The sequence below is a fragment of the Kitasatospora sp. NPDC058046 genome, from assembly GCF_042885595.1.
Lineage (GTDB): Bacteria > Actinomycetota > Actinomycetes > Streptomycetales > Streptomycetaceae > Kitasatospora.
In genome coordinates, this window is sequence record NZ_JBHVRS010000001.1 from 67,894 (window position 1) to 94,287 (window position 26,394).

Annotated in this window: 26 protein-coding genes; 15 read left to right on the forward strand and 11 right to left on the reverse strand. The window is 74.6% G+C overall.

Annotation, left to right across the window (positions count from 1 at the left end; all coding sequences use genetic code 11):
* Positions 1 to 29 precede the first annotated feature (29 nt).
* From ACFVU7_RS00305 to ACFVU7_RS00315, 3 genes are all read left to right on the forward strand, one after another.
* The gene (locus ACFVU7_RS00305; protein WP_241852726.1) at positions 30 to 938 is read left to right on the forward strand and encodes a phosphotransferase enzyme family protein; all 909 of its coding nucleotides are present in this window, start codon (positions 30 to 32) and stop codon (positions 936 to 938) included.
* A 173-nt stretch (positions 939 to 1,111) separates the two neighbouring features.
* A complete protein-coding gene (locus ACFVU7_RS00310) occupies positions 1,112 to 2,125 on the forward strand; it encodes a polysaccharide deacetylase family protein (RefSeq protein WP_388043542.1) in 1,014 nt (337 codons plus the stop codon).
* 99 nt (positions 2,126 to 2,224) lie between these two features.
* Entirely contained in the window at positions 2,225 to 2,983 is a 759-nt protein-coding gene (locus ACFVU7_RS00315; RefSeq protein ID WP_388043544.1) for a DUF3592 domain-containing protein, read from the forward strand.
* Between the two features lie 40 nt (positions 2,984 to 3,023).
* Here ACFVU7_RS00315 and ACFVU7_RS00320 read toward each other — a convergent pair whose 3' ends face one another.
* Positions 3,024 to 3,725 (reverse strand): exonuclease domain-containing protein, encoded by a 702-nt coding sequence (locus tag ACFVU7_RS00320; protein ID WP_049659490.1) that lies wholly within the window; start codon positions 3,723 to 3,725, stop codon positions 3,024 to 3,026.
* A 137-nt stretch (positions 3,726 to 3,862) separates the two neighbouring features.
* Here ACFVU7_RS00320 and ACFVU7_RS00325 point away from each other — a divergent pair, with 137 nt between their 5' ends.
* The gene (locus tag ACFVU7_RS00325) at positions 3,863 to 4,138 is read left to right on the forward strand and encodes a hypothetical protein (protein ID WP_049659491.1); all 276 of its coding nucleotides are present in this window, start codon (positions 3,863 to 3,865) and stop codon (positions 4,136 to 4,138) included.
* On the forward strand, positions 4,135 to 4,557 hold the full coding sequence (locus ACFVU7_RS00330) for a type II toxin-antitoxin system VapC family toxin (protein ID WP_049659493.1): 423 nt from the start codon (positions 4,135 to 4,137) through the stop codon (positions 4,555 to 4,557). The genes ACFVU7_RS00325 and ACFVU7_RS00330 overlap by 4 nt, the downstream gene beginning before the upstream one ends.
* Before the next feature lie 45 nt (positions 4,558 to 4,602).
* Here ACFVU7_RS00330 and ACFVU7_RS00335 read toward each other — a convergent pair whose 3' ends face one another.
* The 4 genes from ACFVU7_RS00335 to ACFVU7_RS00350 all read right to left on the reverse strand — a co-directional run bounded on the left by ACFVU7_RS00335 (position 4,603) and on the right by ACFVU7_RS00350 (position 9,212).
* On the reverse strand, positions 4,603 to 6,549 hold the full coding sequence (locus tag ACFVU7_RS00335; RefSeq protein ID WP_388043546.1) for an FtsX-like permease family protein: 1,947 nt from the start codon (positions 6,547 to 6,549) through the stop codon (positions 4,603 to 4,605).
* Complete coding sequence (locus ACFVU7_RS00340; RefSeq protein WP_369808346.1) at positions 6,546 to 7,289, reverse strand: ABC transporter ATP-binding protein; 744 nt, start codon at positions 7,287 to 7,289, stop codon at positions 6,546 to 6,548. The genes ACFVU7_RS00335 and ACFVU7_RS00340 overlap by 4 nt, the downstream gene beginning before the upstream one ends.
* An 86-nt stretch (positions 7,290 to 7,375) precedes the next feature.
* Positions 7,376 to 7,894 (reverse strand): GNAT family N-acetyltransferase, encoded by a 519-nt coding sequence (locus ACFVU7_RS00345; protein ID WP_388043548.1) that lies wholly within the window; start codon positions 7,892 to 7,894, stop codon positions 7,376 to 7,378.
* Between the two features lie 43 nt (positions 7,895 to 7,937).
* Complete coding sequence (locus tag ACFVU7_RS00350) at positions 7,938 to 9,212, reverse strand: SAV2148 family HEPN domain-containing protein (protein WP_063780326.1); 1,275 nt, start codon at positions 9,210 to 9,212, stop codon at positions 7,938 to 7,940.
* Positions 9,213 to 9,620: 408 nt separating this feature from the next.
* On the opposite strand from ACFVU7_RS00350, the gene glgX reads away from it, so the two are divergent.
* From glgX to treZ, 3 genes are all read left to right on the forward strand, one after another.
* Positions 9,621 to 11,828 carry a glycogen debranching protein GlgX gene (glgX, locus tag ACFVU7_RS00355; RefSeq protein WP_049657607.1) on the forward strand — a complete coding sequence of 736 codons (2,208 nt, stop codon included), beginning with the start codon at positions 9,621 to 9,623 and terminating at the stop codon, positions 11,826 to 11,828.
* A 126-nt stretch (positions 11,829 to 11,954) separates the two neighbouring features.
* The gene (treY, locus tag ACFVU7_RS00360; protein WP_388043551.1) at positions 11,955 to 14,399 is read left to right on the forward strand and encodes a malto-oligosyltrehalose synthase; all 2,445 of its coding nucleotides are present in this window, start codon (positions 11,955 to 11,957) and stop codon (positions 14,397 to 14,399) included.
* Complete coding sequence (gene treZ / locus ACFVU7_RS00365; RefSeq protein WP_388043553.1) at positions 14,399 to 16,132, forward strand: malto-oligosyltrehalose trehalohydrolase; 1,734 nt, start codon at positions 14,399 to 14,401, stop codon at positions 16,130 to 16,132. The genes treY and treZ overlap by 1 nt, the downstream gene beginning before the upstream one ends.
* Positions 16,133 to 16,166: 34 nt before the next feature.
* On the opposite strand, the gene ACFVU7_RS00370 is transcribed toward treZ, so the two are convergent.
* Both ACFVU7_RS00370 and ACFVU7_RS00375 read right to left on the reverse strand, forming a co-directional pair.
* The gene (locus tag ACFVU7_RS00370; RefSeq protein WP_388043556.1) at positions 16,167 to 17,060 is read right to left on the reverse strand and encodes a transketolase family protein; all 894 of its coding nucleotides are present in this window, start codon (positions 17,058 to 17,060) and stop codon (positions 16,167 to 16,169) included.
* Between the two features lie 64 nt (positions 17,061 to 17,124).
* Positions 17,125 to 17,838: a thiamine pyrophosphate-dependent enzyme gene (locus ACFVU7_RS00375; protein ID WP_388043558.1), complete on the reverse strand. Its 714-nt coding sequence runs from the start codon at positions 17,836 to 17,838 to the stop codon at positions 17,125 to 17,127.
* A gap of 57 nt (positions 17,839 to 17,895) precedes the next feature.
* Between ACFVU7_RS00375 and soxR the strand changes: the two genes are divergently transcribed.
* Both soxR and ACFVU7_RS00385 read left to right on the forward strand, forming a co-directional pair.
* On the forward strand, positions 17,896 to 18,444 hold the full coding sequence (soxR, locus tag ACFVU7_RS00380; protein ID WP_388043560.1) for a redox-sensitive transcriptional activator SoxR: 549 nt from the start codon (positions 17,896 to 17,898) through the stop codon (positions 18,442 to 18,444).
* A gap of 119 nt (positions 18,445 to 18,563) precedes the next feature.
* Positions 18,564 to 19,487: a phosphotransferase family protein gene (locus tag ACFVU7_RS00385; protein ID WP_388043561.1), complete on the forward strand. Its 924-nt coding sequence runs from the start codon at positions 18,564 to 18,566 to the stop codon at positions 19,485 to 19,487.
* A 30-nt stretch (positions 19,488 to 19,517) separates the two neighbouring features.
* Here ACFVU7_RS00385 and ACFVU7_RS00390 read toward each other — a convergent pair whose 3' ends face one another.
* The 3 genes from ACFVU7_RS00390 to ACFVU7_RS00400 all read right to left on the reverse strand — a co-directional run bounded on the left by ACFVU7_RS00390 (position 19,518) and on the right by ACFVU7_RS00400 (position 21,384).
* Positions 19,518 to 20,039, reverse strand: a complete 522-nt coding sequence (locus ACFVU7_RS00390; RefSeq protein WP_387966475.1) for a GNAT family N-acetyltransferase — start codon at positions 20,037 to 20,039, stop codon at positions 19,518 to 19,520.
* A gap of 124 nt (positions 20,040 to 20,163) precedes the next feature.
* Complete coding sequence (locus ACFVU7_RS00395; protein WP_388043563.1) at positions 20,164 to 20,784, reverse strand: formylglycine-generating enzyme family protein; 621 nt, start codon at positions 20,782 to 20,784, stop codon at positions 20,164 to 20,166.
* Positions 20,785 to 20,793: 9 nt separating this feature from the next.
* Complete coding sequence (locus ACFVU7_RS00400) at positions 20,794 to 21,384, reverse strand: TetR/AcrR family transcriptional regulator (protein ID WP_388043564.1); 591 nt, start codon at positions 21,382 to 21,384, stop codon at positions 20,794 to 20,796.
* Between the two features lie 65 nt (positions 21,385 to 21,449).
* On the opposite strand from ACFVU7_RS00400, the gene ACFVU7_RS00405 reads away from it, so the two are divergent.
* From ACFVU7_RS00405 to ACFVU7_RS00425, 5 genes are all read left to right on the forward strand, one after another.
* The gene (locus ACFVU7_RS00405; protein ID WP_388043566.1) at positions 21,450 to 21,932 is read left to right on the forward strand and encodes an SRPBCC family protein; all 483 of its coding nucleotides are present in this window, start codon (positions 21,450 to 21,452) and stop codon (positions 21,930 to 21,932) included.
* Positions 21,933 to 22,238: 306 nt separating this feature from the next.
* Positions 22,239 to 22,466 (forward strand): hypothetical protein, encoded by a 228-nt coding sequence (locus ACFVU7_RS00410; protein ID WP_388043568.1) that lies wholly within the window; start codon positions 22,239 to 22,241, stop codon positions 22,464 to 22,466.
* Positions 22,450 to 22,962: a DUF6879 family protein gene (locus tag ACFVU7_RS00415; protein ID WP_074001204.1), complete on the forward strand. Its 513-nt coding sequence runs from the start codon at positions 22,450 to 22,452 to the stop codon at positions 22,960 to 22,962. The genes ACFVU7_RS00410 and ACFVU7_RS00415 overlap by 17 nt, the downstream gene beginning before the upstream one ends.
* Positions 22,963 to 22,965: 3 nt before the next feature.
* Complete coding sequence (locus tag ACFVU7_RS00420) at positions 22,966 to 23,811, forward strand: helix-turn-helix domain-containing protein (RefSeq protein WP_388043570.1); 846 nt, start codon at positions 22,966 to 22,968, stop codon at positions 23,809 to 23,811.
* Positions 23,812 to 24,140: 329 nt separating this feature from the next.
* Positions 24,141 to 25,325 (forward strand): methyltransferase domain-containing protein, encoded by a 1,185-nt coding sequence (locus ACFVU7_RS00425; protein WP_388043572.1) that lies wholly within the window; start codon positions 24,141 to 24,143, stop codon positions 25,323 to 25,325.
* Positions 25,326 to 25,375: 50 nt separating this feature from the next.
* Here ACFVU7_RS00425 and ACFVU7_RS00430 read toward each other — a convergent pair whose 3' ends face one another.
* Complete coding sequence (locus ACFVU7_RS00430; protein WP_388043574.1) at positions 25,376 to 26,149, reverse strand: hypothetical protein; 774 nt, start codon at positions 26,147 to 26,149, stop codon at positions 25,376 to 25,378.
* Positions 26,150 to 26,394 lie beyond the last annotated feature (245 nt).

The window sequence follows — 26,394 nt, forward strand, 5'->3', positions numbered from 1 at the left end:
CCGGGGTCCCCCGGATGAACGTCGGCGGAATGGGAACCCCAGTCATGATCCCCTTCGACGAGGGCCGCGCCCGGCTGCTCCTCGCCCAGGCCTGCGAGTCGGCCGGGCTGGCCGCCCCCGACGGGGCCACACTGCTCGCGCTCGGCGAGAACGCCGTCTTCGACCTCGGCGACCCGGCCGTGGTCGCCAAGGTCGGCCGCGGTCCCGAGCTGTACGACCGGGCGCACCGGGAGCTGGCGCTCGCCCACTGGCTGGCCGGCCAGGACGTGCCGGTGGTCCGCCCGTACGACGCGGTGGCGCCCGAGCCGCAGCTGGCCGACGGCCACCCCGTCACCTTCTGGCACCGGCTCGCGCCCGCCGTCCGGCCCGCCCGCCCGGTCGACCTCGCCCCGCTGCTGCGCGCCCTGCACCAGCTGCCGCCGCCGCCCTTCACGCTCGGCCGGCGCGACCTGCTGGCCCCGGTCGAGCGCTGGCTGGCCTCCGCCGAGGGCCACGTCGACCCGGCGGACGTCGCTTTCCTGCGCCACCGCCGCAACGCCTTCGAGGCTGCCCTGCCCGACCTCGTCCCGCGGCTGCACCCCGGGGTGATCCACGGCGACGCGCTGCCGCGCAACATCCACGTCGGCCCGGACGGGCCGGTGCTGCTCGACCTGGAGTTCATGGCGAACGACCTGCGCGAGCACGACCTGGTGGTCCTCGCGCTCAGCCAGGACCGGTACGGCGTGCCCGCCGAGGAGTACCGCGCGTTCACCGAGGCGTACGGCTGGGACGTGCGCGAGTGGCCGGGCTTCACGGTGCTGCGCGGCGCCCGGGAGACGGCCAGCGCCTCCTGGGTGGCGCAGCAGGCGGCCAGCAACCCGGCCGCGCTGAAGGAGTTCCGGCGCCGGGTCGACTCGCTGCGGGACGGGGCCACCGAGGTGCGCTGGTACCCGTTCTGACGGGCGCCTCCGGTACCCGCGGCGGCGCGGGGCCGCCACCGGGGCGAGTGTGAGAAGACTCTTACGGCGGTTCGGTCCGGTCGGCAACCGGTGCACGTACGATCGGCGTCCTATCGGACAGTCATCCTGACCCGAGAGATCGGCACCGTACTCGCACCTCAGGAGCCGCCGCCATGCACCGGACCGCCCGCCGCCCCTCCGCCCCGAACCGACTGTCCCGATCCCGGCGCCGGCTGCTCGCGGGCTGTGCCGCGGTGGCCGCCACCCTGGGGCTGGCCGCGTGCGGGACCGCCAGCGGGGCGCTCCAGCCGCCGAGCGCGGCGGCGACCTCCGGGACGGCGTCCCCGGCCGACGCCCGGCCGAGCGGGACGGCGGCGACCGCCCTCACGCCGACCCCCGGCTCCGACGCCGTGCCGCCGGGCGCGGGCTCCCCGGCCGCCTCCCCCTCCTCCCCGTCGGCGCCGGCCAAGCCGCACCCGACCGCGGCCACCGGCACCCCCCTCTCCGCCACGCCCACCGCACCGGCCACCCCGACCGCACCGGCCGCCGACCCGTCCTCGCCCGCCGCGCCGCCCCCGCACACCGGGGCGGGCACCGTGATCGGCTCCACCGCCTCCGGCGGCCGCACCGTCGCGCTCACCTTCGACGACGGCCCCGGCCCCGCCACCGGCCAGATCCTCGACCTGCTGGCCCAGTACCACGCCAAGGCCACCTTCTGCCAGATCGGCCAGAACGCCGCCGCCAACCCCGCCATGGTCAAGCGGATCCTGGCCGCCGGGCACCGGCTCTGCGACCACAGCGTCCACCACCCGCAGCCCTTCGCCAAGCTCCCCCACGACAAGGCCGCGTACGAGATCACCGCCGCCCGGAACATGATCCTCCAGGCGGGCGGCCCCGGCACCGAGGTCGGCTGGTTCCGCGCCCCGGGCGGCGGCTTCAACGCCGACAACGAGCACATCACCGCGAGCCTCGGGATGTCCTCGCTCGGCTGGTCCGTCGACCCGCGCGACTGGGCCCGCCCGGGGACGCCGGCGATCGTCTCGGCCGTGCAGAAGCAGCTCAAGCCCGGCGGCGTGGTCCTGATGCACGACGGGGGCGGCGACCGCGGCCAGACCGTGGCCGCGCTCAAGCAGCTGCTGCCCTGGCTGGTCGCCCAGGGCTACACCTTCGACTTCCCTGCCGCGTAGGGCCGTCGGGGCCCGCCGCCGCGGAGTTTCCCCCTCGTTCACCGACCGGACGGCGGGCGCGCGTACCGCCCGCCCCGGCCGTCGCACTAGCCTCCGGGCATGACTGCCGGTCCCCCGTCGAGCAAGCAACTCCCTTACCTGGAACCGCGCCTGGGCTTCGGCCGGGCGGTCGCGGCGCTGCTCCTGCTGGCGCTGTGCGCGCTGGCCGGCCGGCTGTTCGCGGCCGGGGTGGTCGCCTACCGGGAGCCGGAGACCTGCACCCAGCAGCTCTGCCTCGGCTCGGCCGCCACCCAGGCGTACTGGGCCGGCGCCCTGTTCTGCTGGCTGACCGGCATGCTGGCGGCGGGCCGGGTCGGCCGCTCCCCCGGAGCCGGGGCCCCGAACCGGCTTCCCCCCGGCGGCGTGCTGTTCCTCGCCCTGCTGCTCGGGCCGCTCGGCGCGGCCTTCGGCCCCGGCGGACCGTACCGGCCCGCCCTGCCCGCCCTCGTGATCCTGGCAGCGCTCACCCTGCCGCTGGTCGTCCACTCCGAGTCCCGGCTCCGCGCGCAGCACCGCGCGTACCGCGCCGCCCGGACGGTCGCCGACCGGCTCGCCGCCCACGGGGTGAGCACCGTCGGCACCGTCACCGCCGTCCAACCCGGCGAGCCCAGCGGCTACGCCCAGCCCCAGTTCCGGCTCACCGTCGGCTACACGACCCCCGACGGCGTCCAGCGCAGCCTGGTCTGCGCGATCCGCATCCAGGCCTACCTCGCGCCGAGGGTCGGACAGCTCATGACCGTCCGCTACGACCCGCTCGCACCGGACACCGCCGAGGCCGCCATCGTGCCCCCGCCGGAGGGTGTCCGACCGCAGGCCTAGGTGTTCCGTCCCGTGAGGTCGGGGACGCGGCCGGCGGGCCTCACCGGGCGGGCCAGCGCGGGTCGACCACCGCCTGCGGGTCCTTGCCGCGGCGCAGCCAGGCCTGGAGGCCCTCGGCCCACTGCCGGTACCAGTCGATCTGCCGACGGTGCAGTTCCGCGAGCGGCACCGCCCCCACCTCGGCCGGGTAGCGCCCGGCCAGCGCGACGGCGACCCGGACGGCGGCCAGCGCGTCGCTGCCCGCCTCGTGGGCGTCCGTCAGCTCCACCCCGTACAGCTCGCAGACCCGTTGCAGGGTGCGCGAGCCCTTGCGGTACTTGTCCACGGCCCGGTCGATCACCAGCGCGTCCAGCACCGGCCCGACCGGCCGCCCGAGGCGCTCGGCGAGCGTCGCCAGCCCGTGCCGGCGCAGCTCGGCGTCGAGCAGCGACAGGTCGAACGGCGCGTTGAACGCCACGACCGGCCGCCCGGCGGCGATCCGCTCGCACAGCGCGGCGGCTATCTCCTCCACCGCCTCCTTCGCCGGCCTGCCCTTGCTCCGCGCCACCTCGTCCCCGATCCCGTGGATCGCCTCCGCCTCGGCGGGTATCGGCACCCCCGGGTCGATCAGCCAGTGCGCGGCGTCCACCCGGGCGGCCCCGACGGTGTCCACGAGCGCGGCCGTGACGATGCGGTCCACGGCCGGGTCGGTGCCCGTGGTCTCCAGGTCGAAGCCGACCAGTGGCTGCTGCCACCAGCTCATCAGGTGTGTCCTTCCGTCCTGCCTCTCGAAACAGCCCCTATCATCACCCGCCCCACCGACAACCCGTCCCGCGGGGAGCCCGATCATGGACCCGGTCGCCCTACGCTGTCCCTCGGACCCGCACGAAGGAGCCGACCATGAGTACCGCCCCGAACCTGCCCGTGCCCCCTCACCGGCACGACGAGCCCCATCCGCTGCGGACCATCAGAGAGATCCGCGGGTCACTGCCCGAGGACCAGGTCGAACACTTCGACGCCGAGCTCGCCGACACCGACATCGACGCGCTTCCCGCGATGCTGCACCGCTGGGCGACGCTGGGCACCGACGGCTTCCTGGACTTCCTCCTGACGACGCCCTTCGACGGGCTGGAGTTCGGGGCGCGCTCCTACGACGGCGAGGGGGACCCCGAGTGACCTATCTGCTGGACACGAACGTGGTCGCCGAAATCACCACGCGGCCGAAGCCGGCCCCCGCCGTCATCGCATGGGCCCGGTCCGTCCCGGCCACCGAGCACTCCCTCAGCGTCATCACCGTCGCGGAGATCGAGGCAGGCGTCAGAGCCGTCTCCGACCCGGTGCGTCAGGCCGCTCTCGGACGGGTCCTCGACGGCCTCCGGGCGGAGTACGAGGGGCGGATCGCCGTCATCGGAGAGCGGGAGGCCGCCGCATACCTCTCCGTTCACCGTCGACTCAAGAGCCTCGGGGCCACCATCGATCCGCCCGACGCGCTGATCGCGGCCACGGCCATCGCGAACGGCTGGACGCTCGTCAGCCGCAACGTCAAGCACCTGGCGCGGACCGGTGCGACCGTGCTGAACCCGTGGACGTACTGACAACCCGTCACGCCCGACCCGGCCGGGCGTGACGGGAGGCACGCGCTACCGGGCCGGGGGCCGGGTGGGGAGGGCGAGGCGGGTGGGGAGGACGCTGGAGGCGACGGCGAGCAGCAGGCACAGGAGGGTGCTCGCGGCGAGCGGGGTCCAGGGCAGGCGGAGGGGGACGGCGGCCTGGCCGGCCAGGACGCGGTGGTCGAGCAGCGCGGTGGTGCCGTACTGGGTGAGCGCGGTGACGGCGAGGGCGAGCAGGGCGGCGGTGGCGACGACCAGGACGGCCTCCAGTGCGACCATCCACGTCACCTGGCGGCGCACCGTCCCGGCCAGCCGCAGGACGGCGAAGTCGCGGCGGCGGTCGGCGGTGCTCATCACCATGGTGTTGACGATGGCGATCAGCGCATAGAGCAGGGCGGGCCCGAGGATCGTGGTGGTGGCGATCCAGGCGTAGTGGGCGCCGGGGTCGGGTCCTGGGTCGCGGGCGTCGGTGAGGGTGCCGCCGAGCCGGTCGGCCGGTTCGGCGTCGAGGTGGACGGCGGCGGGGCGGGCGTCGGCGAGGTGGCCGGCGGCGGCCTCGCCGCTGAGCAGGACCTCGTCCAGGCCGAGCTGGGTGCGGTAGACCAGGGCGAGCCGCAGGCTGGTGACGGTGCCGTCGGCGAGGCGCAGGTTGACCTGGTCGCCGAGCTTCCAGCCGTGGCCGCAGGCCTGGTCGGTGGAGGCGGCGAGGGTGGCGCCGTGCAGGTCGGCGGCGCTGCCGTCGACGGCGGGCAGGGTCCAGGCGGTGGCGAGGTCGCCGTCGACGACGGTGGCGGCGGAGGGCACGCTCGCGGGCGAGTCCTCGCCGTGGTCGTCGAAGTCGGCGGTGGCGGCGCCGAGGCCGGTGACCACGGTGGCGGTGGTGGCGGTGGCGTGCAGGTCGGGCCGGGCGGCGGTGAGCCGGCGGGCGGCGTCGGCGGGCAGCGGGGCGGCGCCGGGGCGCAGCACGTACCGGGCGGCGGCGGTGGCCCGGTTCTGGGCGGTCATGGCGTCGGCGAAGGCGGCGGTGGAGCCGATCACGGTGCCGGTGAGCGCGATGGTGAGGAAGGCCGGGGTGGCGGTGGAGACGGTGCGGCGCACGGCGGTGAGGGCGTTCTGCCGGGCGAGCAGCGGGGCGGCGGCGACGGCCCGGGTGAGCGGGGCGCTGAGCAGCCGCAGCAGCGGCGGTACGACGGCCGGTGCGAACAGGGCGAGCGCGGTGATGGCGAGCAGGTCGGCGCCGAGGACCCACTGGGAGGCGAGTTGCGGGTCGGCGGGCTGGTCGCCGGGGGCGGCGGGCAGGGTGGGCGCGGCCAGGTAGTAGCCGACGGTGGCGGCCAGGGCGGTCAGGCCGAGCAGCGCGCCGGTCCAGCGCAGCGGGGTCATGACCTTGCGGTCGGCGGCGGCGTCGCCGAGCGCCTCGACGGCGCGCACCCGGCCGGCCCGCAGGGCGGCGGTGACGGCGCCGAGCAGGGCGACGAGCAGGCCGACGGCGGCGGCGAGCAGCATCGGCCCGGCGGCGGGGCGCGCGGTGAACCCGTCGGGGGCGGCGCCGCGGGCGGCCAGCCAGGCGGCGAGGGCGGGGGCGCCGGGCAGCGAGAGCAGGCAGCCGCTGACAGCGGCGGCGAGGGCGACGACGGCGGCCTCGCCGGTGATCAGCTGGACGATCTGCCGCGGTGTGGCGCCGACGGCGCGCAGCATCGCGATCTCCTGGCGGCGCTGGGCGACGGCGAAGGCGAAGGTTCCGGCGACGACGAAGACCGCGACGAAGGCGGCCATCGCGGCGGTGAACTGGAGCACCTTGTGCAGGGAGGGCGCGCCGAGCGGGGAGTCGTCGCCGGCGGTCTCGTTCAGCAGGCTGCCGGTGGTGGCGACGAGCAGGACGCCGAGGGTGAGGGCGACGTAGGAGCCGGCGAAGGCGGCCTTGCGGCGGCGCAGGCTCGCGGCGGCGACGGGCAGCAGGGTGAGCGGTGCGGTCATGCCGCCGTCTCCAGGGCGGTCATCCGCTCGGCGACCTGCTGGGCGGTGGGGCGGGGCAGGTCGTCGACGATCCGGCCGTCGGCGAGGAAGAGGACGCGGTCGGCGTAGCCGGCGGCGACGGGGTCGTGGGTGACCATGACGGTGCTCTGGCCCTCGCGGTCGACGAGGTCGCGCAGCAGGGCGAGGACGTCCCGGCTGCTGGCGGAGTCGAGGGCGCCGGTCGGCTCGTCGGCGAACAGCATCCGGGGCCGGGTGATCAGGGCGCGGGCGATGGCGACGCGCTGCTGCTGGCCGCCGGAGAGCTGGGAGGGCAGGTGTCCGGTGCGCTCGCCGAGGCCGACCTGGGCGAGGGCCCGGCGCACCTGCGCGGGGTCGGGTCGGCGGCCGGCCAGCCGCAGCGGCAGGCCGACGTTCTGTTCGGCGGTGAGCGAGCCGACCAGGTTGAAGGCCTGGAAGACGAAGCCGATCCGTTCGCGGCGCAGCACCGTCAGTTCGGTCTCGCCCATCCCGGAGAGGTCGGTCCCGTCCAGGGTGACCCGGCCGCTGTCGGGCCGGTCGAGGCCGGCGCAGCACTGCAGCAGGGTGCTCTTGCCGGAGCCGGAGGGGCCCATGACGGCGGTGAACCCGCCGCGGGCGAACTCGACGTCCACCCCTCTGAGTGCCCGTACGGCCTCCGGCCCGGTTCCGTAGGTGCGGTGTACGTCGTCGAGGCGCAGTACGGCCCCGCTCTCCCCCGTGATCTTCACGGGGGCTACACCTACCACGGGGGTCACGGCCCTGACCAGGGCGTTTGGGGGAATCGTTATGCCGCCAGTTATGCCGTCGGTTACGCCGTCAGCCGCCGTGCCCCGGCGCGGGCTTCGGCGCGGGCTTCGGCTTCGCGGACTCCGGTCCCGCCGACGGGGCGGTGCAGGTGGACGTCGACCGGGTCCTCGTGGACGACGGTGAAGCCGTGGCGTTCGTACAGCCGCTGGGCGGCGCTGCCGCGGAGGACGACGAGGCGAAACGGTTCTCCGGCGGCGTCGGCCTCGGCGAGGAGGTGGCGCAGGACGGCGGTGCCCAGGCCCCGCCCCTGGAGGTGCGGGGCCAGGTAGAACAGTTCCAGGTGGCGTCCGCCCCGCTCGTCGGGGCGAACGGTGACGCAGCCCGCGAAGGCCCGGTCGACCAGGAGTACGGAGGTGTACCTGGTCGAGAAGGACGCCCGCACCCGCTCGCGGGAGCGGGCCGGGTCCCAGCGGCCGAGGCGTTCCAGGTCGGCGCGCATGACCCGGGCCTTGAGGGCCGTGACGGGTTCGAGGTCGTCGGGGGTGGCGGGGCGCAGGATCCAGGCGGGGTCGCTGTTCACGGCCCGCAGTCTGGCAGCCGCGCCACCGCCCCGACCAACCGGCCTAGGAGACGGACCGGGAGTCGGCCCAGATGCCCTCGAACTCCTCGCGGTACACCTCCAGCAGTCCGGGCTCGGTGCCGCCGGGCTGCTGGCCGGCGCCGCCGCGCAGCACCAGGGCCGGGGACTCCATGCCGCGGGCGCGGCGCAGGTAGGGCTGGATGACGCCGAGGTCGCGGCCCTGGCGGCGGCCGCCCGCCTGGCCGGGCGTGCGGGGGCCCTCGACCAGGTAGGCGGTGAAGCGCGGGGTCTCGTCGAAGACCCGGATCTCGAAGCCGCCCTGGTCCCGCAGCCGGGCCCGGACCCGCCGTACGTGCATGATGTTCATCTCGATGGAGCGGGACAACTCGCTGCGCCCGAGGCCGAGTTCGCGTTCGCGGCGGCGGACGGCGCTGCTCGCCGGGTTGAGGAAGAGCAGCCGGACCCGGCAGCCTTCGCCGGCGAGGCGCACCAGGCGCTTGCCGGTGTAGTTCTGGCAGAGCATGCCGAGGCCGATGCCGAGCGCGTCCAGGCGCCGGGCGCCGTCCAGCAGGTCCTCGACGGGCAGGTCGCGCTGGAGCCGGACCCGGTCGGCGTGGACGGCGACGACGTCCGCGTACCGGCCGGCCACCAGGGACTCGACGACGTCGGCGGGCACCCCGCCGGCGCCGCCGTCCAGCACGGCCAGCAGCCGGGCGGCGGCGCGTTCGGTCTGGGCCAGCACGGTCTGGGTGAGCACCCGGTTGCGGGAGACGACGTGCCGGGCCACCTCCAGTTCGTCCAGCGCCAGTTCGATCTCGCGCCGGTCGGCGAGGTACGGCTCGAAGCAGGGCCAGTGCTGCACCATCAGCTCGCGCAGCTGGGGCAGGGTGAGGAAGACCAGCGGGTCGTCGTCGGCGGGGTCGAGCAGGTAGCCCTTGCGGCGGCTGACCTCGCGCACGGCGCCTGCCCGGTGCGCCCACTCCTCGCCGGCCGGGCCTGCGGCGGCGGTGACCCAGTCCTCGCCGTGGGCGGGGGCGTAGATCGGGTGCAGCACCTCGTCGACGAGGGCGCGCAGCCGCTGCTCGACCAGGTTGAGCCAGACGTAGGCGCGGCCGGACAGCCGGACCCGCTGGTAGGCGTCCTCCCACTCGGCGGCCGACCAGGCCAGGGCGGGTATCTCGACGGGGCCGCTCTGGGCGGGCACCAGGGCCCGGCCGGTCAGGGTGGGGCGCATGACCACCGTGGGCGCCTCGCTGCGGGCCGCGCCCCGGCCGGGCCCGTCGGGCCCGGTGCCGCGGCCGCCGGCGGGGAACACCATGCGCCACCTCATCTGGTCGCCGCACCGACCCCCGCGGGCGCGGGGACCGTTGACGGGCTGTCGGGAGTCGGCCCAGGCGGCCGGACGATCAAGGGTACTGCCCGTCGCGAGCCGCCCGCAGCCGGATGCCCGGGGGCTCTCCCGCACCACCGGGAGCACTCTTCACACGAATGCCCGACGGGCGCTCGTTCGGCCCAACCCGGGCCGGATCTCCCGGACGCCGGGGGAGGGCTCGGGGAGTATGCGCTGTGCCGCGCGTCACGGCGACTGTGCCGTGCGTCACGGCGCACGCTTGCGCACATGCCCGGCCGTCCGGCCGGGAAGAGAGCGTCCGGGTCCGGGCGGACGGCTGGGCCATTCATCGGACTACACGTCAGTTTCCGTCGGCAGCAAGGAAGTTGAGGAGTCATGCAGGTCTGGCCCGGTACTCCCTACCCGCTCGGCGCCACCTACGACGGGGCCGGCGTCAACTTCGCGGTGTTCTCCGAGAGCGCCGACCGGATCGAGCTGTGCCTGATCGCCGAGGACGGCTCCGAGACGGCCGTCGAGCTGCGCGAGACGGACGCCTTCGTCCGGCACGCCTACCTCCCGGGCATCCAGCCCGGCCAGCGCTACGGCTTCCGCGTGCACGGCCCGTACAACCCGGGCCTGGGCCAGCGGCACAACAGCGCCAAGCTGCTCCTGGACCCGTACGCCAAGGCGATGAGCGGCCACATCGACTGGGACGAGTCGGTCTACGGCTACCACTTCGGCGCCCCCGAGCGCCGCAACGACCTCGACTCCGCCCCGCACACCATGCACTCGGTGGTCATCAACCCGTACTTCGACTGGGGCACCGACCGCCCGCCGCGCACCGACTACCACCGCACCGTCATCTACGAGGCCCACGTCAAGGGCCTCACCCGGCTGCACCCCGGCATCCCCGAGGAGATCCGCGGGACGTACGCGGGCCTGGCCCACCCGGCGGTGATCGAGCACCTGGCCAAGCTCGGCGTCACCGCGATCGAGCTGATGCCGGTGCACCAGTTCGTCCGCGACCACCGGCTGCGGGACCTGGGCCTGGCCAACTACTGGGGCTACAACACCGTCGGCTTCTTCGCCCCGCACTCCTCCTACTCCTCCACCGGCGACCGCGGCCAGCAGGTGCAGGAGTTCAAGTCCATGGTCAAGGCGCTGCACGCGGCCGGGATCGAGGTGATCCTGGACGTCGTCTACAACCACACCGCCGAGGGCAACCACCTGGGGCCGACACTGTCGCTGCGCGGCCTGGACAACGTCTCCTACTACCGCCTCGCCCGGGACCAGCGCTTCTACGAGGACACCACCGGCACCGGCAACAGCCTGCTGATGCGCAGCCCGCACGTGCTCCAGCTGATCATGGACTCGCTGCGCTACTGGGTCACCGAGATGCACGTCGACGGCTTCCGCTTCGACCTCGCCGCCACCCTCGCCCGGCAGTTCCACGAGGTGGACCGGCTCTCCTCCTTCTTCGACCTGGTCCAGCAGGACCCGGTGGTCTCCCAGGCCAAGCTGATCGCCGAGCCCTGGGACCTCGGCGAGGGCGGCTACCAGGTGGGCAACTTCCCCCCGCTGTGGACGGAGTGGAACGGCATGTACCGGGACACCGTGCGGGACCTGTGGCGCGGCGAGACCGCCGCCCTCGCCGAGTTCGGCTCCCGGCTCACCGGCTCCTCCGACCTCTACCAGGACGACGGCCGCCGGCCGATCGCCTCGATCAACTTCGTGACCTGCCACGACGGTTTCACCCTGCGCGACCTGGTCTCGTACAACGAGAAGCACAACCAGGCCAACGGCGAGGAGAACCGGGACGGCGAGTCCTTCAACCGCTCCTGGAACTGCGGCGTCGAGGGCCCCTCCGCCGACCCGGCCGTCGAGGAGCTGCGGGCGCGCCAGCAGCGCAACCTCATCGCCACCCTGATGCTCTCCCAGGGCGTGCCGATGCTCTCGCACGGCGACGAGCTCGGCCGCACCCAGCTGGGCAACAACAACGCCTACTGCCAGGACAACGAGCTCACCTGGGTGCACTGGCCGCAGGACGACGGGCCGCAGGCGCGGCTGCTGGAGTTCACCCAGGGGATGATCTGGCTGCGCCGCGACCACCCGGTGTTCCGGCGGCGGCGGTTCTTCCACGGCCGGCCGGTGTCCGGGCGGCCGGGGGCGGCCGGGCCCGCCTCCGCCGTACCGGGCCGGGGCGGGCACGGCCCCGGCCCGCAAGGCCCGGGCGGGCCGGCCGTCGGCGGGTTCGACGACCTCACCGACATCGCCTGGTTCACCCCGGCCGGGGAGGAGATGACCAAGCGCAACTGGGGCGCCAGCTACGCCAAGTCGCTGACCGTCTTCCTCAACGGCTACGCGATCTCCGAACCGGACCGGCGCGGCGGGCGGATCGTCGACGACTCCTTCCTGCTGCTGTTCAACGCCCACTTCGAGCCGCTGGAGTTCACCGTGCCCGCCGACCACGGGCAGGAGTGGCAGGTCGTGGTCGACACCGCCCGGTCCCGGCTGCCCGCCCCGGGGACGGGCGCCCGGGTCAAGGCCGGGGACTCCCTCTGGCTCACCGACCGCTCGCTGATGGTGCTGCAACGGCCCGCGTAGCACGGTGACGGCGGCCCCGGACCGGCTCGTACGGGGGCGCGTGGCGCCGTCGGACGGCCGGGGCGGTCACCTGTTCGGGTCAGCAGCGGGTCTTGGCGGCGGCCTCCCCCGGGTACCTATGGAGCTATGACCCCCGCCGCCGAGCCCGCGCAGCCCCGCCCGGCCGCCGCCGTCCCCTCGTCGTCGTACCGCCTCCAGCTCCAACCCGGCTTCACCCTCCGCGACGCCACCGCCGCCGTCCCCTACCTGGCCGCCCTCGGCGTCTCCCACCTGCACCTCTCCCCGCTGCTGGAGGCCGTCCCCGGCTCCACCCACGGCTACGACACCGTCGACCACACCCGGATCAGCGAGCAGCTCGGCGGCGAACCGGCGCTGCGCGCGCTGGCCGCCGAGGCGCACCGCCACGGCCTGCGCCTGATCGCCGACGTGGTGCCCAACCACATGGCCGTGCCCGCCCCCGAACGGCTCAACCGGCCGCTGTGGCAGGTGCTGCGCGACGGGCCCGACTCGCCGTACGCGCACTGGTTCGACATCGACTGGACCGCCCAGCCGGGCCCCGCCGACGCCCCCGGGCGCGGACGGGTGCTGCTGCCGCTGCTCGGCGACCGGCTCGGCGCCGTGCTGGACCGGCTCACCGTGGACGGCGACACCCTGCGCTACCACGAGCACGAGCTGCCGCTGCGCCCCGGCACCGCCGGGCTCCCGCTGGAGGAGCTGCTCGCCCGCCAGTGGTACCGGCTCGCCTGGTGGCGCCTGGCCCGCACCGAGCTCAACTACCGGCGCTTCTTCACCGTCAACGAGCTGATCGCGCTGCGCGCCGAGGACCCGGAGGTGTTCGCCGCCACCCACGCCGTCCTGCTCGCCCTGCACGCCGACGGCGTCCTGGACGGCTTCCGGATCGACCACCCCGACGGGCTCGCCGACCCGCGCGGCTACCTGCGGCGCCTGGCCGACGCCACCGGCGGCGCGTACGTGGTGGTCGAGAAGATCCTCACCGGCGAGGAGCGGCTGCCCGAGGACTGGCCGGTGGCCGGCACCACCGGCTACGACGCGCTGCGCCGGATCGACGGCGTGCTCCTCGACCACGCGGGCGCCTGCCGGCTGGCCGGGGCGTACGAGTCCTTCCTGCACGGCGGCCCGGTCCGGGACCTCTGCGCGGACCCGCACCCCGCGGTCGCCGAGGCCCGGCGCGGGCGGGCCGACATGACCGGGCCGGACGGCGAACTCGCCGCCGAGGTCGAGCGGCTGGTCCGGATCGCGCTGCGGATCGGCGCCGCCGAGCCCGCGCACGCCGACCACGCGCCGGGGCAGCTGCGCGCGGCGCTCGGCCGGCTGCTCACCGGCTACCCGGCGTACCGGCCGTACGCCCGGCCCGGCGAGGCCGTCCCGGCCGCCTCGGCGCGGCAGCTGCGGGCCGCCCTGGACGGCTCCGCCGACCCGACCGACCGGCTGGTGGCCGCGCTCGCGCTCGGGGAGCTGGGCCGCGGCGCGGACAAGGACGAGTTCTGCGCGCGCTTCGCCCAGACCGCCGCCGCGGTGGCCGCCAAGGGCGTCGAGGACACCGCCTTCTACCGCTGGAACGCCCTGCCCGGCCTCAACGAGGTCGGCGGCGAGCCGGCCCGGCCCGGGCTGCACCCGGCGGAGTTCCACGACTGGTGCCGCGCCCAGGAACGCACCTGGCCGCACGGCATGACGGTGCTCTCCACCCACGACACCAAGCGCAGCGCCGACGCCCGGGCCCGGCTCGCCGTGCTCGCCGAGCGGCCGGACGCCTGGGCCGCCGAGGTCGACGCCTGGTCCACCGCGGCGGGCCCCGCCGCGCCCGGCCTCGACCGGGACGCCGACTGGCTGCTCTGGCACACCCTGGTCGCCGCCTGGCCGATCGACCCGGACCGGCTGGTCGCCGCCCTGCTCAAGGCCGTCCGCGAGGCCAAGCTGCACACCTCCTGGACCACCCCCGACCCCCGCTACGAGCGGGCCCTGGAGCAGCGCGCCCGCTCCGTCCACGGCAACCCCGGGCTGCTCCCCCGGGTCGAGGGCGCCGTGCACGCCCTCGCCCCGTACGCCCGCGCCAACACCTTGGCCGCCGCGCTGCTGCACCTCACCGTGCCGGGCGTGCCGGACCTCTACCAGGGCGGCGAGGAGCCGCTGTACACCCTGGTGGACCCGGACAACCGGGGCGTGGTGGACCTCGGCGCGCTGGCCGTGCGGCTCACCGACGCGGCCGCACCACGCCCCGGCGACCTCGCCCGGGAGAAGCTGCACCTCACCGCCACCGCCCTGCACCTGCGCCGCTCCCGGCCGCTCGACTCCTACCGCCCGCTGCCCGCCGTCGGCCCGGCCGCCGACCACCTGCTGGCCTTCGCCCGGGGCGCGGACGTGGTCACCGCCGTCACCCGGCTGCCGTACGGGCTGGAGCGGGCCGGCGGCTGGCGCGACACCGTGCTGGAGCTGCCGGCGGGCGGGCCGTGGACGGACGAGCTGACCGGGCGGGGCTTCCCGGCGGGCGCGGTGCCGGTCGCGGAGCTGCTGACGGCGCTGCCGGTGGCGCTGCTGACGAGGAGGGGCTGATGCCGGTCTACCAGGTGTGGGCGCCCCGCGCCGCCACCCGGGTGCGGGTCGAAGTCGACGGTACGGCCCACGAGTTGGCCCGCTGCCCGGACCGGGACGGCTGGTGGTCCGGCGAGGCCCCGGCGGGCGACTACGCCTTCCGGCTGGACGACGGCCCGCCGCTGCCCGACCCGCGCTCGGCCCGGCAGCCGTACGGCCCGGACGGGCCCAGCCGCGCCGTGGACCACGCCGGGTTCCGCTGGTCGCGGACCGGCTGGCACGGCCGGGCACTGCCCGGCGCGGTGCTGTACGAGCTGCACGTGGGCACCTTCACCCCCCGCGGCACCTTCGAGGCCGCCGCCGAACACCTGGACCACCTGGTCGAGTTGGGCGTGGACTTCGTCGAGCTGATGCCGGTCTGCCCGTTCCCCGGCAAGCACGGCTGGGGCTACGACGGGGTCTCCCTCTGGGCCGTCCACGAGCCCTACGGCGGGCCCGAGGGGCTCAAGCGCTTCGTGGACGCCGCCCACCGCAAGGGCCTCGGCGTGGTGCTGGACGTCGTCCACAACCACCTCGGCCCGTCGGGCAACTACCTTCCCGCGTACGGGCCGTACTTCACCGACCGGCACCACACCCCGTGGGGCGCGGCGGTCAACCTGGACGCGCCCGGCTCGGACGAGGTGCGCGCCTACCTGATCGGCAGCGCGCTGGCCTGGCTGCGCGACTACCGGATCGACGGACTGCGGCTGGACGCCGTGCACGCCCTCGCGGACGACCGGGCCGTCCACTTCCTGGAGGAACTCTCCACCGAGGTCGGGACGTTGGCGGCCGCCACCAACCGGCCGCTGTTCCTGGTCGCCGAGTCCGACCGCAACACCCCGGCCACCACCACCCCGCGCGAGGCGGGCGGGCAGGGCCTCACCGCCCAGTGGAGCGACGACTTCCACCACGCCCTGCACTGCGCGCTCACCGGCGAATCCCACGGCTACTACCGGGACTTCGCCCGCGAGCCGCTCGCCGCCCTCGCCCGGACGCTCACCCGGGGGTTCTTCCACGACGGCACCTGGTCCTCCTTCCGCGGCCGCACCCACGGGCGCCCGTTCACCCCGCTCGACGCGGGCCACCGGCTGCTCGGCTACCTCCAGACCCACGACCAGGTCGGCAACCGGGCGCTCGGCGACCGCGTCTCGGCCGGCCTCTCCCCCGGCCGGCTCGCCTGCGGCGCGGCCCTGGTGCTCACCTCGCCGTTCACCCCGATGCTCTTCATGGGCGAGGAGTGGGGCGCCGCCACCCCCTGGCAGTACTTCACCGACCACACCGACCCGGACCTCGCCGAGGCCGTCCGACAGGGCCGGCGGCGGGAGTTCGCCGAGCACGGCTGGGCCGCCGAGGCCGTCCCCGACCCGCAGGAACCCGCCACCGTGCTGCGCTCGGTCCTCGACTGGACGGAGCTCCGGCGCGCCCCGCACAGCGAACTCCTCGCCTGGTACCGGACGTTAATCCGGCTGCGGCGCGAGCGGCCGGAACTGTCCGACCCCGACCTCGGCGCCGTACGGGTCACCCACGACGAGGCGGCGGGCCTGCTCGTGGTGCACCGGGGGCCGTACCGGATCGCCGTCAACCTCGGGCCGCGGGAGGCCGCGCTGCCGCTGGGGGCCGCCGGGCGCGAGGTGGTCGCGGCCTTCGGGGCGGCGGAACTGGAGGGGACGGCGGTGCGGGTGGCGGCGGACGCGGTGGCGATCGTGCTGACCTGAGCCGTCGGCCGACCCGACCGGCTCACCCGGCCGGCTACCAGAGGAAGGTGCCGATCCGCTCCCGCAGCGACGGGGCGTCCAGGCCGTAGGCGGCCAGGTGCTCCTCGATCGAGCCGTAGTGCCGGTGCTCCTCACGCGGCACGCCCAGGCCCAGCACCCGGTGCGGGCGGTCGGCGAGCGCCGCGTGCGCCTCGTTGGCGGAGGTGCCCGCCAGGTACGGCTCGACCAGCACCACGTCCGCCCGGTCGCCCAGCGCCGCGCGCAGCCCGGCGGCGTCGAAGGGGCGCACCGTCGCCGCGTACAGCACGGTGACGTCCAGGCCCCCGGTGGCCGCGAGCACCGCGTCCAGCATCGGCCCGACGGCGAGCACCACGCCGCGCGAGCCCGTCCGGACGGTGGCGAAGCGGCCCGGCTCGACCGGGAGCGCGGCCGCGTTCCGGTGCTCCGAGAGCCGGACGTAGACGTTGCGGTCGCCGTCCGCGTAGGCGTGGCGCAGCAGCCGCTCGGCCTCGTCCGGGTGGCCGGGAACGTGGACCGTCCAGTCCGGCAGGGTGTCCAGCAGGGCGACGTCGCCCGGGGACATGTGGGTGCGGCCGCCGGCCGGCAAGTCGTACGAGCCCGCCGCGCTCACCAGCACGGCGCCGACGCCCTGGTGGACGAGGTCCAGCTTGACCTGCTCGAAGGGCCGCTCGATCAGGAAGCTGGCGAAGGTGTGGGCGATCGGGCGCATCCCGGTGAGGGCCAGGCCGCCGGCCGCGCCGATCAGCAGCTGCTCGCGGATGCCGACGTTGACGACCCGGTCGGGGTGGCGCTCCTGGGCCGGGGCGAAGGAGGCCGCGGTGATGTCCGCGAGCACCACCGCCAGCCGGGGGTCCTCGTCCAGCAGGCGGGTGGTGACGTCCACGAAGCGGTCACGCATGGTGTCCATCGGTGAAGTGCCTTTCGTTGCGGGGGTGGTCGGTGGTCGGGCCCGGCGGGGGCGGGCCGCCCGTTCAGGAGTCCCTGGGCTCGACCCGGGCGACCACCACGTGCGGGCGGCCCGGGTGCTCGGCGGTGAAGGCGCGGTGCAGCGCCTCGTGGTCGCGGCCGTCCACCGTCGCGGTCGACCAGCCCTCGGACGCGAACCGCTGGGCGATACCGCCCTGCCAGCCGTGCGTGGCCGAGGAATTGTCGATCACCACCACGTGCAGCCGGTCCAGTCCGTACGCCCCGGCGAAGGCCACCGCCTCGGCGTTGGAGCCCTCGTCGAACTCCCCGTCGCCGACCAGCACCCACACCGCCGGGTCGGTCAGGCCCTGCGCCCGCAGCCCGAGCGCGGTGCCGACGGCCAGCGGCAGGCCGTGCCCGAGCGAGCCGGAGGCGATCTCCACGCCGGGGACCAGCGTGCGGTCCGGGTGGCGGCCGAGCGGCGAGTCGTAGCCGCCGAAGCTCGGCAGCACCTCCGGGGAGATGAAGCCCTTGGCCGCCAGCACCGCGTAGTAGGCCATCGGGCCGTGGCCCTTGGAGAGCAGGAAGCGGTCCCGGTCCTGGGCCTCGGCGGAGGCGGGGGTGACCCGCAGCACCCGGTCGTACAGCACCCAGATCGCGTCCAGCGTGGAGGTGGCGGCGGGGCCGTGCTTCTCGTCGCCGGTCATCAGGCCCATCAGGGCCGAAAGGTCCTCGAACCGGGCCCCGGTGGCGGTGCCCGCAGTCGCGTTCGTCGTCATGACCACGATGGTGCAACTTAAAGCCAGCTTGAGGTCAAGCGGTTACAGTGGGCTCCCATGACCGCCCATTCCGACGGCCGTCGGACCCCCGGCCCGCACCACACCGACCTGCTCACCATCGGCCAACTCGCCGACCGCAGCGGCCTCGCCCCCTCCGCGCTGCGCTACTACGAGAGCCTCGACCTGATCCAGGCCACCCGCACCACCGGCGGCCAGCGCCGCTACACCCGCGGCACGCTGCGCCGGATCGCCTTCATCCGCGCCGCCCAGCGGGTCGGCCTCTCCCTGGACGAGGCCCGGGTCGCCCTCGACCGCCTCCCCGCGCGCCCGGCCCCCAGCGGCACCGAGTGGGACCGGGTCGCCGGGTCCTGGCAGAGCCGGATCGACGAGCAGATCGCCGAACTGGAGCGGCTGAAGGCCAAGCTCACCGGCTGCATCGGCTGCGGCTGCCTCTCGCTGACCCGCTGCGCCCTCTACAACGCCGCCGACCGCGCCGGCGAGGCCGGCCCCGGCGCCCGCTACCTGCTCACCCGCGACCCGGACACCGGGCCCGAGCCGGTCCCGCCGGCCGTCGAGGCCTGCGGCACCCGCCGGAGCGGGCGCTGACCGCCGGAGCCGACACTGGCCGCCGGAGCGGGCGCTGACCGCCGGAGCGGGCGCTGACCGCCGGAGCGGGCGCTGAAAAGCCTTTGCGCCACGGGTGCCCGCCTGCTTACGGTGCCGCCGTGCTGCCCTTGGTGCTGACGGACAAGGAGTGGGACGCGGTCGTCCCCGACGAGACGGTGATGCGCCCCGGCGCGGAGGCGCTCTGCGCCCGGCTGGGCCTCGCCGGCCTGCCCCTGGAGCGCTTCCAGGAAGGCTCCGTCCCGGTGTACGCGGTCGGCGACGCGCTCGTGCTCAAGCTGTTCCCGGCGGCCGGCGCCCGGGACGGCATCGTCGAGGAGCGCGTGCTCACCCGGCTGGACGGCGCCCTGCCGATCCCCACCCCGACCCTCCACCAGGCCGGCGAGGACGCCAACGGCTGGCGCTACCTCCTGATGTCCCGGCTGCCCGGGCAGGGCCTCGCCCCGGCCTGGCCGCGCATCCCGCGGCCCGACCGCGAACGGATCGCCCGCCGCTGCGGCGAGGCGCTCGCCGCCCTGCACGTCCTCGACCCCGAACCGCTCGCCGACACCCTCGGCCCCGGCGACTGGCCGGCCTTCCTCTCGCGCCAACGGGCGGGCGCGGTGGACCGCCAGCGCGAGCGCGGGCTGGCCGAGGAGTGGCTGGAGCAGATCCCGGACTTCCTCGCCGCCGCCCCGCTCCCCACCGCCCCCGGGCGCGCGCTGCTGCACACCGAGTTCATGCGCGAGCACCTGCTCACCGACCCCGCCGACGGCTGGCGCCTCACCGGCCTGCTCGACTTCGAGCCCGCGATGATCGGCGACCCGGCCTACGACCTGGTCGCCGTCTGCCTCTTCACCACCCGGGCCGACCCGCACCTGCTCGGCCACCTGCTGGACGCCTACGGCCATGCCGTCGACCCGCGCCTGCTGATGGCGTACACGCTGCTCCACGTCTACAGCAACCTGCCGTGGTACCTCCGGGAGTTGAAGCCCTCGGCGCGGACGCTGGACGCCCTCGCCGAGGAGTGGTTCGGGGTTTCCTAGGGACGTTTTGCGGACGCTTTGCGACGCGGGTCAGGGACGCGGGTCGGTGCGCAGCAGGCTGTACCGGACGACGTCGCGCCACTCGCCGCCGCGGAAGGTCACCGCTCGCTGCACGCCCTCCCGGGTGAAGCCGAGCTTCTCCAGGACGCGCTGCTCCGCCAGGTTGCCCGCCTCGGTGTCCGCCTCCAGCCGCATCACCGGCGAGTGCGCGAACAGGTAGTCCACCAGCAGCCGTTGGGCCCGGGTGCCGATCCCCCGCCCACGCGCCCCCGGCACCAGCTGCACACCCAGGCTCCAGTACGGGGCGGACGGCCGCACCCCGCTGCGGTTGGCGGCGACGAAGCCGCCGAACGCGCCGTCGACGACGACCGCGAGCATCACCTGCTCGTCCTCCAGCAGCCCGCTCGCCGCCCAGCGACGACGGTGCCGCTGCGGGTCCCGCCAGCCGTACCACTGGAATTCACCCAGCGCCTGCGGATCGTTCACCAGCTCCTCGAGGGCGCCGAGGTCGGCCTCGACCATCGGGCGCAGGGTGACGCTTTCTTCGCTCATGTCGGCGTCAACGCAGGATCCGGTGGCACCGGTTCCTCATTCCGTCGGAAATTCCGCGCGCCTGCCCCGCGCCTGCCCCATCGCCTCGCGATTCACCGCGCCGGGCACGACGTCGGCGCCGCCTTCACCTGACGATCGAGCGGGCGAGCCGGAATCCGACGTCGTCGATCCGCAGGGTCGGGTGGCTGCGGCGGCGGACGGAGGCGCGGCAGCTCCAGTGCTCGTCGAACCAGCCGCCGCCGCGCAGGACCCGGTAGTCGCCGTACACCTCGGGGTCGTAGCGCTCCCAGCACCACTCCCAGACGTTGCCGAGCAGGTCGTACAACCCGTAGGCGTTGGGGAGCAGTTCGCCCACCGGGTGCGGCCGCTCGTCCGAATTGCCGCGGTGCCAGGCGATCTCGTCCAGCGGGCCGTAGCGCGGGCCGTCCGTGCCGGCGCGGCAGGCGTGCTCCCACTCGGCCTCGGTGGGCAGCCGGTAGCCGCCGGCGGCGCGGTCCCAGGAGACCTCCTCGCCGTCCACCCGGTAGGCGGGGGCGAGGCCTTCGCGCCGGGAGAGCTCGTTGCAGTAGTGGACGGCGTCGAACCAGGAGACGCTGTGCGCGGGCCGCCGGTCGCCGCTCGCGCCCTCGTACTGCCCACGGGTCACCGGACAGGCCGCCAGCTCGTACGCGGCCACGTCGACGGCCCAACTGCGCTGGGTACGACGGTCGGAGAGGGTGACGCGGCCGGCCGGAACGGTGATCATCCACCGATCCTAGGGGGCGCCCCGCAGCAGGGCGATCGCGGACTGCTCGGCCAGCTCCTCCGCGTGCGGCGGCAGCGGCGCACCCGCGTGCAGGGGGCCGCGGACGACGGCGAGCGGCAGGCCGGTGACGGCCAGGGTGACCCGGTCGAGGTCCAGCGGCGTGGCGGCGCCGAGCCGCCCGGCCAGCCCGGCCAGGGCCTCCCGCACCCGGAGGCCGCCCTGCCGGTCGCGCAGCCGCTGCTCCTCGGACCACTCCGCCCGACCGAAGGCCTCCGGGCCGTGCAGCAGGACGACGGCCCGCTCCCGGTGGGCCCGGCACCAGGCGACGACCTGCCGGGCGAGCGCGCCCGCCGCGAGGTGCGGCTCCTCGTGCGCGTCGATGGCGGGCAGGCAGGCGTCCTGGAACTCCTCGACCGTCCGCAGCCACAACTCGGCCAGCAGCGCGGCGCGTTGGGGAAAGCGGTGGTAGACGGACCCGTTGGGCGCGCCGCTCTCCCGGGCGACGGCGGACATGGTGACGGCGGCCGGCCCACCGGCGGCCGCGAGCCGTACGGCGGCGTCGAGGAGGGCGGATTCGTCATGGCGGGGTGGCCTGGGCATGTAGTAGAAAGTACTCTCCAATTCAATTGGAGGGGATCATCCAAAACCAGGAGGGGAGCCCCGGCATGGCCGTGCTCAACATCCACGAACGCACCGTCCCGGCACCGGCGGAGACCGTCGGCGCCCTCATCGACAGCCTCGCGAGCCCCGACGACCGGCTCTGGCCGGGCCCGCGCTGGCCCCGGATGCGGTTCGACCGCCCGCTCGCCCCCGGCGCCACCGGCGGCCACGGCCCGGTCCGCTACACCGTCTCCGACTACGCGCCGGGCCAGCGGGTGCGCTTCCGCTTCGACGGCCCGCGCGGCTTCGACGGCCACCACGAGTTCACCGTCCACCCGGCGGGCGACACCACCGTCCTCCGCCACACCATCGCCATGCGCCTGCACGGCCCGGCCCTGCTCGCCTGGCCCCTCGCCTTCCGCTGGCTGCACGACGCCCTCCTGGAGGACTGCCTCGACCGGGCGGTACGGGCAGTCGGCGGCACCGTCCCCCACCCCGCCCGCTGGAGCCCGTACGTCCGCCTCCTGCACCGCCTGATCCCCCACTGACCGGCGAACTCCTCACCACGGGGCTGACGATGGGGGCGCCATGGGATCCGGGCCAGTCTCGTAACCGCAAGGCACGAAGAGAGCTAAGACTTCCCCACCCCCTCACCCTCGGGCGGCCCCGCACCCAACGCGGGGCCGCCCACCCCTTATGGGCGCCGCGTCGCTTCGGCCAACGGATTCGCGACGCAGCGGTCCATCCGGAACCTGGTCGACCGCGGGCAAGTTCGAGCAAGTTCATCGCGCGGAGAGCCATCTCCACGGGAAGATCGTTCGAAGCGATCGACTCCGGCCACCAGGAGGCCCATCATGGCGCTGCACAAGCTCGGCCAAGACCCTGACAGTCCTGAAGGCAAGTCCCCGACCGTCTACTTCGACGACGTGACGGGCAACTACATCCTCCAGGGCTGGAAGGTGCTCGACCCGGAACGTCTCACGCACATGGACATCCCCGCGCACGAGACCGTGATCGAATTCCCCAAGCGCATGATGCGGTTCTTCCCGGAGGTGAACGGTGGCGGTGGCCCCCACGCTTGAGGACCTGCTGCGGAGCTGCACCAGGTCGGCGCTCCACCTTGAGATGCGCGACGGCTACATGCGCGACGACCCGTTGTTCCTCCGTTGGCTCAGCGGGCACCGGGACGATCCGGCCGACCGCTCCTCATGGTGGAGCCCCTGGCTGCAGCTGATCGAGGAGACCACCGGTCGCGGAGTCGACGTGCGACGAGCCCGCATCGTCTCCGAACCGGCGAGCGAGTACATCCGCTTCGAGCACGAGATCACGTTCCGGAACCTCGCTTCCGGCGAACAGGTCCGGTGGCTCCCCCGCCGCCAGACGACGGATCTGGCGCTCCCGGGCAACGACTTCTGGCTCATCGACGGCCAGTACCTCCTGGTCCACCACTTCAGCGGCGAGGGCGACTTCGTGGACGACGAAGTCAGCACCGAACCCGACACCGTGGCTCTCTGTACCTCGGCCTTCGAGGCCGTGTGGAGGCGCGGGGTGCCGCACGAGGACTTCCGGCTGACCTGACCCGTGTCCGCGTCATCCAGTGTCCAGCAAGCGAAGCAAACCCTCGGCCAGCGTCTGCGCGACATCCGGCGAGATTCCGGACTCAGCGCGCGGGCGCTGGCCGAAGCTGCGCGGTGGCACGAATCCAAATGTTCCAAGATCCAGAGCGGTCGCGTCATGCCGTCAGAGGCCGACATCCGTGTCTGGACCGCCATCTGCGGCGCTCCCGATCAGGCAGCGGACCTCATCGCAACCGCCCGGAACATCGAGGGCATGTACATCGAATGGCGCCGGCTTGAGCGGACAGGTCTCAAACGGGCGCAGGAATCCGTGCGTCCCCTCTTCGACCGCACACGCCGATTCCGCATGTACCAGTCGTGGGTCGTCCCCGGCCTGCTTCAGACAGCGGCCTACACGCGTGCCGTGCTCAACACGATCGTGTCGCTGCGCAGCACTCCCGACGACGTCGACGACGCCGTCGCGGTTCGGATGGATCGGCAGAAGGTGCTGCACACCGGAGACCACCGCTTCGCCGTCCTGGTCGAGGAGTGGGTACTTCGGACGGTCATCGGCACCCCGGACGTCCTCGTCGGTCAACTCGCCCATCTGATCGCGGTCGGCACCCTGCCGTCCGTCAGCCTCGGGGTGATCCCGCTCGGCTCGACCAGGGGGTCTGGCTGGCCGGTTGAGTCCTTCACGATGTATGACGACATGCAGGTGAACGTCGAACTCGTCTCCGCCCACCTCACCATCACTCAGCCCGCCGAGATCGCCGAGTACGGCCAGGCGTTTTCCGAACTGGCAGGCATCGCTGTCTACGGGGCCGATGCGAGGTCGCTCATCACCAGCGCCATCGATGCGCTCGGATGACTCCGAGCAAGCTCCGGCAAGTTCGTCGACTGCCTACGTCCCCACTGCCTACCGTCTCCAGCGTCACCACTCCTACGAGCTGAGCGGAGCAGTGCCTTGCAGGTCACCGACCCACCGCAGCCGAAACCGAAGTCCGAGCCCAGGCCGACGACACCGCGTCCGCCGGACCGGTACCGGCCCACCGGGCCGCACACCCGCAGCAGTGGCCACCGCGGACCCGCGATCGGGGTGGCAGGGAAGCACGCGGGCGACCAGGACCCGGGCAAGGACAAGCCGTCGAAGGACACCTCGCGCCCGGCGCCCGCCCCGAAGCACGAGAAGAAGGACAAGTGACGGAGAGCCTCCACCCGCAGCAGGCCGCCTCGCGCGGCCTGCTGCGGGCCATCAGCGAAGAGCTCGGTCGTCCCGTCCCGTCGGAGTGGAAGGACGCCATCACGGCGGTCCCGCGCCACCGTTTCCTCCCGGAGCGGATCTGGCTCTCCGACGACAGCGGCGACCTCGAACCGTGCGACATCAGCTCCGAGCCCGACCGCTGGTTCGCGGCCGCCTACGACAACGCTCCGGTCGTCACCCAGGTCAATGACGGCGTGGAGCCGGCCGACGGCTCCGACGCCTGGCCGTCGTCCTCGGCGTCCTCACCGGCGATGGTCGTGCGAATGCTCGAAGCACTCGATGCCCGCCCCGGCCAGACCGTCCTGGAGGTCGGCACCGGCACCGGCTGGAACGCGGCTCTGCTCGCGCACCGGGCCGGTCCCGGCCGTGTCGTCTCGATCGAGATCGACCCCGCGGTCACCTGGCGGGCCCACTCGTCCCTGAACGCGGCGGGCGTGGACGTGGAGGTCGTCTGCGGGGACGGAGCCCTTGGTTGGGCCCGGCGGCAGCCGTACGACCGGGTCGTCTCCACCTGCTCGGTCAGCCGGGTGCCGACGGCGTGGATCGAGCAGACCCGCCCCGGCGGCACCATCGTGACGCCGTGGGAGAGCCCGATGCTCTCCTGGGGACTGCTCACCCTCACCGTCGAAGGCGGGCGCGCGACCGGGCGGTTCAGCCCGGACGCCTCGTTCATGCTGATGCGCGGCCAGCGGATCGACCTGCGCATCTTCCGGGACGTCGTCCGTGACGACCACGAACCCGAGGAGTCCACCACCCGGCTCTCACCGTGGCAGGTGAGCGGCGAGGACCTGGACGCGCGGTTCGCCCTCGGGCTGAAGCTCGGCGACGTGTGGACGGCCTGGCAGCACGAGCCGGATGCCGAAGGAGTGACTTCCCGGCTCTGGGTGGCCACGACGGACGCGCGCTCGTGGGCCGCCGTCGACCACGACGGCCGGCAGGAGGACCGCTTCGCCGTCCGGCAGTACGGCCCGCGCCGCCTCTGGACCGAGATCGAGGACGCCCACGCCTGGTGGGAGAAGCAGAACCGGCCGGGCCCGGACCGGTTCGGGCTCCGCATCACCGTCGAGGAACAGCTCGTCTTCCTCGACGAGCCGACCGCCGTCGTCGGCCGGGTGCCGTAGCCCGCGACCGAGCCGGGGCGGCCGACAAACCGCCCCGGCTGGTCGGGTGGCTACTCCCAGCGCCAGCCGTTGTTGTCCCGGCAGGTGAGAACACGGCCGTTGGCGTCGCTGCCGGTGTCGCCGTGGGCGCTGTTGGGGCAGATGCGACCCCGGACTATGCAGTTGCCCTTGGAATCGGTGGTGCAGGCTGACGCCTGGTGTTCCGAGGGTGCGGCGGGCTGCGGCGCCGGCGGGGCGTGCGTCGGGGCCGGGGCGGGCGGGGCGGCGGGAGCGGGAGCGGCGGGAGCCGGGGCGGCCGGGGCTGGGGGCGCCGCGGGAACGCTCGGTGCCGCCGGATCGGCCGGTGCGGTCGCGGTCGGGGAGGCCGGGGCCGGGGCAGGGGCGGGGTCCGCCGGGGCGGGCGCGGCGCCTCCCGGGCAGTCCTCCTCGTTCTTCACCACGGACAGCGTCACCGTCGTGTCCTTCGCCGAGGGTTCCCCGGCGGCCGGCTGCTGGGAGCAGACCTTCCAGTGGCTCGGCATGAGGACCGACCGCGTGTGGGACTCGCCCGCGTGGACGTCCTGGAACGTCACGGTCTTGGCGGCCCGGGCGTCCGGCTGCTGGAGGGCGTCCTTGGCCTTGTCCCCGTGCATTCCGATCACACTCGGGATCGGAATCGGCGTCGCCGCCGACGACGTTTCGTCGGCCGAGGCCTTGCACCCGGCCGTGAGGAGGGTGGCGGCCAGCGCCGCGGCGGCGAGGGCGGTCGCCCGCCTCCGGCGGGAGGGGCGCAGCGGTCGGGCTTCGTGGGTCTGGGCGGTCGTCGGCTGTATCACAGCAGGCACTTGGTCTTCCGGGTGAGCGGCGGGCATGGCGAGCGGAGCTTGGAGCGGGCAAAACTTTTCGAACGTACACCACCTCACTGGCGGAAGCCTGGGAATCCCTGCCGGGAATCCTTGATCGAAGCGTGATGTCGGCCCCCTCCCCGGCACCTCTCCCCGCCCGACGGAAACGGCCCGTCCCGGCCTCCGGCGACAGCGACGCCGCCCTCCTCCACGCCCCCGAGGCACCCGCCCACACCAAGGCGAGG